The sequence below is a fragment of the Sulfurimonas sp. genome, from assembly GCF_019429335.1.
GTDB lineage: Bacteria > Campylobacterota > Campylobacteria > Campylobacterales > Sulfurimonadaceae > Sulfurimonas.
Window position 1 is genome coordinate 40,283 of the sequence record NZ_JAHYJB010000012.1, and the last position, 7,114, is coordinate 47,396.

At 37.1% G+C, this 7,114-nt stretch carries 8 protein-coding genes; 4 read left to right on the plus strand and 4 right to left on the minus strand.

Annotation, left to right across the window (positions count from 1 at the left end):
* Nucleotides 1–66: 66 nt before the first annotated feature.
* Both K0A91_RS06165 and K0A91_RS06170 read left to right on the plus strand, forming a co-directional pair.
* Nucleotides 67–498, plus strand: a complete 432-nt coding sequence (locus K0A91_RS06165) for a host attachment protein (protein ID WP_295009041.1) — start codon at nt 67–69, stop codon at nt 496–498.
* 15 nt (nt 499–513) lie between these two features.
* Nucleotides 514–852: a conjugal transfer protein TraR gene (locus K0A91_RS06170; protein ID WP_295009043.1), complete on the plus strand. Its 339-nt coding sequence runs from the start codon at nt 514–516 to the stop codon at nt 850–852.
* 59 nt (nt 853–911) lie between these two features.
* On the opposite strand, the gene K0A91_RS06175 is transcribed toward K0A91_RS06170, so the two are convergent.
* Nucleotides 912–1,736, minus strand: a complete 825-nt coding sequence (locus tag K0A91_RS06175) for a GGDEF domain-containing protein (RefSeq protein ID WP_295009044.1) — start codon at nt 1,734–1,736, stop codon at nt 912–914.
* 169 nt (nt 1,737–1,905) lie between these two features.
* Between K0A91_RS06175 and K0A91_RS06180 the strand changes: the two genes are divergently transcribed.
* Both K0A91_RS06180 and K0A91_RS06185 read left to right on the plus strand, forming a co-directional pair.
* Entirely contained in the window at nt 1,906–3,981 is a 2,076-nt protein-coding gene (locus tag K0A91_RS06180; RefSeq protein WP_295009045.1) for an ATP-dependent helicase, read from the plus strand.
* Between the two features lie 53 nt (nt 3,982–4,034).
* Entirely contained in the window at nt 4,035–4,580 is a 546-nt protein-coding gene (locus K0A91_RS06185) for a c-type cytochrome (protein ID WP_295009047.1), read from the plus strand.
* On the opposite strand, the gene K0A91_RS06190 is transcribed toward K0A91_RS06185, so the two are convergent.
* Genes K0A91_RS06190 through K0A91_RS06200 form a run of 3 tightly spaced genes read right to left on the minus strand, consistent with a single transcriptional unit; the run spans nt 4,575 to nt 6,873 of the window.
* On the minus strand, nt 4,575–5,369 hold the full coding sequence (locus tag K0A91_RS06190) for an EI24 domain-containing protein (RefSeq protein WP_295009049.1): 795 nt from the start codon (nt 5,367–5,369) through the stop codon (nt 4,575–4,577). The genes K0A91_RS06185 and K0A91_RS06190 overlap by 6 nt on opposite strands.
* A complete protein-coding gene (locus K0A91_RS06195; protein WP_295009051.1) occupies nt 5,366–6,307 on the minus strand; it encodes a DUF3137 domain-containing protein in 942 nt (313 codons plus the stop codon). Before K0A91_RS06195 ends, K0A91_RS06190 begins: the two co-directional genes overlap by 4 nt.
* Nucleotides 6,308–6,318: 11 nt before the next feature.
* Nucleotides 6,319–6,873 (minus strand): LemA family protein, encoded by a 555-nt coding sequence (locus K0A91_RS06200; protein ID WP_295009053.1) that lies wholly within the window; start codon nt 6,871–6,873, stop codon nt 6,319–6,321.
* Nucleotides 6,874–7,114 lie beyond the last annotated feature (241 nt).

Below are 7,114 nucleotides of genomic sequence, written 5' to 3' on the forward strand. Positions count from 1 at the left end.
TTGATAGAATGAAGCTGTATATATCTTAAATTATAACTCATTTTCAATGAGCTAGCAGGAGTTTCTATGTCACCAAAACTTATCGTTATTACAGATTTGCAGTATTTTAAACTATTTGAAACAAAAAAAGACCCTCTGGGCAGACTCTCTTTAGAGCTTCTTGAGAGTGCTGAGAGCGCTGACACACATAAAAAGTTAAGCGAAAAAGTCTCTGACCAGCAGGGTAATTTTAAGAGTGTAGGTGGTAGCGGTGCAGGTGAAGATCACAATCTTGTTCTTGAGTGGGAACGCAGAAGAGTAAAAGAGATAGGGGAACAGATAACTGATGCCCTTCAAAGACATACTCATGAAACATGGGGACTTGCAGCGCCAAAAGCTATAAATAACCAAATAGTAGAGCTTTTAAACGAGGAGAACAAAAAGAGTTTGAAGAAAAATCTTCTTTCAGACTTGGCAAAAATCCCAAATCACAAGCTTTTGGAGCATTTTTTAAAATAAATTAAGGGGCTTAGTATGAGTGCTCGTACAGATTTAGATTTTGAAGATTTTGAAAAAAAACTCAAAGCAGAAAAGAAGAGGGTGGAGCTTAACCTGCAAGCAGTTAGAGACGAGGCGGAGGCTCTTGCTTTTGAAGACGAGATTGACGACGATATCGATATGGCTGAACTTCAGATTGAGAATGTAGTAGATCAGGCGCTTCTTCGTAGCCTAGAGGCGAAAATTTTAGAGATTGACGCAGCACTTGTACGTATCGAAGACGGCACGTATGGGATATGTCAAAAAACTAGCAAGCCGATTCCAGCTGAGAGGCTTAAAGCAAATCTGCTTGCAAAAACTATAAAAAACGAGTAGCCAAAAGCAATGCGGTTGGAGGCAATATCTCAAAGTGCCTCATTGAATAAAATTAATGTTTATTTGAGATTGGGAATTCTTTTTTTAATTTCTGCTTTATCGTCGTACATCTTTATGTCTGCTTTTTCAATTATTTCGCTTAAGCTATCACCTTTTTTAAACTCCTGAACACCAACTGAAAAACTTACTTTGAATGAGATATCTTTAATTTTTAAGTGTTTGGTTAATAGATTTTCTCTTGCAGCATTTAATTTTAGCAGAGCGTTTTTTTCTGTGGTCCCTTCGGAAAAAATAATAATAAATTCATCTCCTCCGTATCTTAGAACATTTTTTTCCACTCTTTTAAGTAGGTTGGCAATAAAAATTAGAACTTTATCTCCAACTACATGTCCATATGTGTCATTTACTATTTTAAAGAAATTTAAATCCATAATGGCAAGCGTACCGGAATTTTTGAAACTTTGAGTGGATTCATCAAGCAGAGTATCAAGCAGCCACTTTCTATTGTAAACATTAGTAAGCACATCTTTGTACATTATCTCTTTTAATTTATTTATCTCCTCTTTAAGCTCTTGTGTCTCTTCTAAAACTTCTGTAAGAATTTTTTCATTTTCATTTTTTATAGCAAAGATAGCTTTGTCTGTATAGTCACTTAGTTTTTTGGTATTTTCGGATGTTTGATTTTGCATATTTGCTAATTGTGTAATTTTATCATTCAATAAGTTGTCAGTTATACTCTCTTCTTCATCAATGTCGGCGTCATGCAGAGTGGCAAATTTAGAGAATATAGAGGCATACATAGTTGGAGTAACAACATCCATGCCATTTATGGTATTTTTTGTTTCATGAGAAATGATTTCAAGCAATCTGCTGTCAGCTTTCATTATAAATCCTAATGCGTAGTTATCACATTTTATCGTAAAATATATATACTTTTGGTTTAATATAAAGACATTTAAAATACATTATGCTCACATGAGTGCTATGTTTTTAAAAGTAGATTAAATAAGCTTAAATCAGTATAATCACACTCTTAGTTTTATAGGAGTTTTTTTGCCACTTTCGCGTTTAAATGAAGAACAATATCTAGCTGCCACCTCTGCAAGCGAACAAAATCTTATCATAGCTTCAGCAGGAACCGGCAAAACATCTACTATTGTAGGACGCATCGCATATCTGCTCGGCAAAGGCGTAAAACCATCCGAGATACTTCTTCTTACCTTCACAAATAAGGCCGCCGCAGAGATGGTTCAAAGGGTTGCAGACTTTTTCGGAAAAGATGTGGCCTCAAATATAGATGCGGGAACTTTTCATGCGGTAAGTTACAGATGGCTAAAAAAACATGACAAAAAAATTGTTCTAAAACAGCAAAGAGAGTTAAAGACACTCTTTAGAAGTGTTTATGAAAAACGCTCATTTGGCCACATTAGCGCTGAAATTTCACCTTACGGCGGAAATTATCTTTATGACGTCTATTCTTTTTACCAAAACACAGAACTTGTAAATAATTTTGAAGAGTGGGTAAAGGGCAAATACCCTGAACATGAGCTCTTTGCTATGATTTATGCAGATATTGTAGATGAGTTTGAAGCTCTGAAAAAAGAGTATGGTTTTGTAAATTTTAATGACCTGCTTTTGCATTTTAGAGCTATGTGTAAAACAGAGGAGCTGGGATATCAAGAAGTTTTGGTCGATGAGTATCAGGATACAAACGCGCTTCAAGGCACTCTCATAGACGCTATGAACCCGCCATCACTCTTTTGCGTCGGAGACTATGACCAGAGTATCTACGCATTTAACGGCGCAGATATCTCCATTATCGGTACTTTCTCTCAAAAATTTACAAATGCAAAAGTTCATACTCTTACAAAAAACTACCGCTCTACGGTGCCGATTTTATCTCTTGCGACAAAGGTTATAGAACATAACGAGAGGATATACCCAAAAAAACTTGAGGTCACACGCACTCATGACTCAGAGCCGCCTAAGCTGTTGGCTTATGATGAACTCTTCGATCAGTATCATGATATTGCTTATAAAATCAACAATACAAAAACACCAAGAGATGATATTGCCGTTATCTTTAGAAACAACTCATCTGCCGATGGCATCGAGGTCGGACTAAGAGAACTCGGAATTACATGCAAGAGAAAAGGCGGAACCAGTTTTTTTGACTCACGCGAAGTAAAAGCAGTTCTTGATTTTTATACTCTTTTGATAAATGAGTCAGATATGATGTCTTTTATACATCTTTTTGAGTTTGCCAGAGGCATAGGAAGCGCTATGGCAAAAGAGCTCTATATCGGGCTTAAAACATTGGGGCATAGGAGTATGTTTTATGGGCTTTATGCGCCTGATGAGTCTATAAGCAATCCTTTTGAGAAACGAAAACTTAACCATCAGCTTGGACTGTTTGATGATTTTTTGGAGCTTGGCAGTGTTGGAAAATTTGCCAGGCTTGGATTTGAAGATAAGTTTATGAAAAATCCTATTTTAAAGCATCCAAAACTGACAAAAGAGAGCGCTACATTTTTACATGATTTTTATCTTCTCTTCCGCGATTTAAAAGGTGTCAAACAACCTCGCGTTATTGTCAAAAAGATTGCCGAATCAGCGATTTACAAATATATATCTGAAAGTTTGGCAAGCAAAAGAGCAACGCTTAAAGACGGCACGATTGATGAGAAGCAAAAAGCTGATTCTCTCTCTAGAATAGAAAGAAAGATGGTTCTTTTGGAAGAGCTCTCAAAACCATACTCTGAGCATGAGAGATTTTTAAACGCTATGATTTTAGGCTCATCGGATTTGACGCAAGGCGAGGGTGTGAATCTGCTGAGCGTGCATGCCTCTAAGGGTTTAGAGTATACAGAGGTCTATATAGTCGACTTGATGGACGGCCGCTTTCCAAACAGAAAACTTATGCAGCGCGGGGGCTCTTTGGATGAAGAGAGACGTCTATTTTATGTTGCAGTTACAAGGGCAAAAGATATTCTTTGTCTGAGTTATGCGAAGTATGACAAAATAAAAAAGATTAACTTCCTGCCATCACAATTTTTATATGAGGCCGGTCTGGTGCCAAAAGACGAGGCTTATAGAGCAATGGTCTTAAAAGAAGAGGATAAAGAGTAAAAACTGCTCCTTATTTGGAGTATAATCTAGAATCGACAAGATAAGGATGAGAGATGAAAATTTTAATTTCGGTGACGTTAGCGCTATTTTTAGTAGGGTGTGGCAGTGATACAAAAGAGAAGACAGAGGCTCCTGCAAGTACGGAGTCTGCGAAAGTTAAAGCTGAGGCGATGATTGAGACAACAAAGGATAAGGCTGTAGAAGTTAAAGAAGAGGTTGTTTCAAAAGCTGAAGATGCGACAGATGCAACTGTAGAAAAGGCTCAAGAGATTAAAGAGGCAACTGCAGAAAAGGCTCAAGAGATTAAAGAGGCAACTGTTGCAAAGGTTGAAGAAATTAAAGATGCGGCTTCAACACAAAAAAGTGGCGCGGTGCTTTACCAAGCGTGTGCAGGCTGTCACGGAGCAGATGCTTCAAAGTCGGCTCTTGGAAAATCGCAAATCATCAAAGGGTGGGATGCGGCAAAAATCGCAGCTTCACTTCATGGTTATAAAGCAGGAACATATGGCGGCGCTATGAAGAGTCTAATGGTAGGTCAAGTTACTAAACTAAGTGATGAGGATATAAAAACACTCTCAGAGCATATCTCAAAACTATAACCCACAGAGAGGTTTTTTTATGCCTCTCTTAACCTCTATAAAATATGTGTGCCCCAAATATATTACATAAAAAACAGCCGCAAAAAATATCATAAACGGAATAAGCGATAAAAGATATAGCACAAGCGTTTTTACCCTTAGTCTGTTTGCATAAAAATATGATATCTGCTTATCTTCATCAGCCGTTGATATAGTTGATGATATATCAAATTTCAGCATCTTGTGGAAAAAATAGTAGAGCGGAATATTTATGGCTACTATGTTGATAAATGGGATAAAGTAAAACGGTATAAGCAGAATAAAAAGCAAGAACATCGTCGCCACCCACTTTAGAGTCAGCAAAAGCGTATATATCGCGTTTGAGTGGCCAATCATCTCAACATCTCTATAGTGTCTTGTTTGAAGCTCTTTGAGAATAAAGGGCGTTAGAAAACCAACAACAATAACCGCTACGAAAATTGAGGCGTATATAGTTAAAAAGCCACCAATAGCGTAGATGAGAAAAGTTGCAAGCCAGGAAGTTATGGCGTAGCTCATCAAAAATTGAATAATCGAAGAACCTTCAAGTTTTGCATCCAAGCTTTGTGTGTGCGGTATGCCGTTTTCAATGGTTGTATGCGTACTTTGAACATTTAGAGTGCCAAGCTCATCAACCCATACGCCTGCTAACACAAAGAAGAGCGTATACATAACTACTAAACTGACGATAAGTGGCATAAGAGAGAATTTGAGCATTTTGAGTGTCAAAAAATCCTTGATACTAAGCAGTACTATATCTTTCTCGTTCATCTTTTGCTCCAAAGCATTTGGTCTAATTTTAACTCTTCAACAATACTGATTGCCAAATGAAGTGTTTTTACATACTCCATAGCCACCTTGTAATCTAAAAGCGAGCGAAATACGGACGGCTCAAAGAGGTCTTTATTATAGCTGATTGCCATATAAACATGTGAGCCTATAAACGAGATATAAAGAGGATGTTTTGATTTTTGTTTAAATGTCAGCAGTCTGTTCATAAGTGAATGCGACAAAATATATCTTGCCTCTATCTGATCTGTTGAGTAGACGACAAACTCTTTTTCAAACTCTAGATCATCCATCTTGACAAGTTCATCTCTTGCAATATTATTTGACTGCATCCAGTGACCTATAACATCTCCAAATCTGTTTTGTGCCGTGTCTGGCAATACGACAGTATTGCCGCTAAGAAGTTTGTTAAAATCAGCAATTATAAAGAGACCTTGAAATATGGTAATCCAACTCTCTCTGCTATTTCTGTTTTGATGTTTTTTCTGGGCATGAATATCTGAAAACTGTATATTTATCCCGTCAATGCTCCCTTTTACATAGTCGTTTCCGTTCATTTTGTCAGGTTTTTCAAAGAGCTGCGAGTGTTCAAAAAGATACTCCGAGACATGCGTCTTGGATGAGTAGAGCAGGGTATGGTCGATAGCATGAATAAGCGGTTTGATTACGCTTGCTTTAAACTCATGCGTGTAGTCATGAACCAAAAATTTGTATATTATTGCGCCGAGAGCAATATATGCAAAGAGGACAAATTCGTAAAAACTTCCCAAAGAATAAGCGATAACAACGCATATGGCAGTGTATGCAGTTGCGACTGTTATGATTTTGTGTCTTAGATTTTTCCTATCTCTCTCTAGTTTCTCCAAAGTAGGAAATAGTGTTTTGTAGTAAAAATCTGTAAGATAACTTACACTTTTCATCTTTTAAGCCTTTAGCTAAATAGCTCTTTAACGTCTACATTTTTACGTTCACCCTCAACAATCTCAAAAACCTGCTTCTTTTGGTAGCTCATCAAAGAAGCCATAAAATTTGTAGGAATCATTTCGATTGCGTTGTTGTAGTCTGTTACGGACTGATTATATGCACGTCTCGCCGCAGATATCTGCTCTTCTACCTCATGCAGGGTGTGTTGAAGGTGCATAACGTTTTCGTTTGCCTTGAGCTCAGGATAGTCCTCAACAGCCACCATTATGGAGTCAAGAGCTGATGTGATTTTTGCATCAAGCGCGATTTTGTGTGCGTCACTTAAGTTTGGTTTTGTAGCTTCTGAACGAAGTTTCGTAGCCTCTTCTAAAAGCGACTTCTCATGCTCCATATATCTGCTAACAGTTGCGACAAGGTTCGGGATAAGATCATATCTTTTTTTAAGAATAGTATCAACACTTGCAAAGATATTTTCAACCTGATTTTTCTTTGCGACAAGCGAGTTGTACATTAAAACTAAGAGTAGAGCTAAAATAAGGAGAATTATAAAAGGCATTGACATGTAGAAATCCTTCAATCGTATCTAATAGTAGTTTACCTTAAAATCATTAAAAATATTTTAAGATTTATTTATATTTAATTAAGATTCTTAGATGTATAGTGTTTGTTAATATGTTGCAAAAAACGGTTCAAATCGGACACTAATGTCGGTTGAGTTCGGACAGTGATGTCGGTTCTAATCGGACAGTGGTGTCGGAAATGATTCGGACACTTTGGAGTAAAAACCGACACTTAAGTTTAAT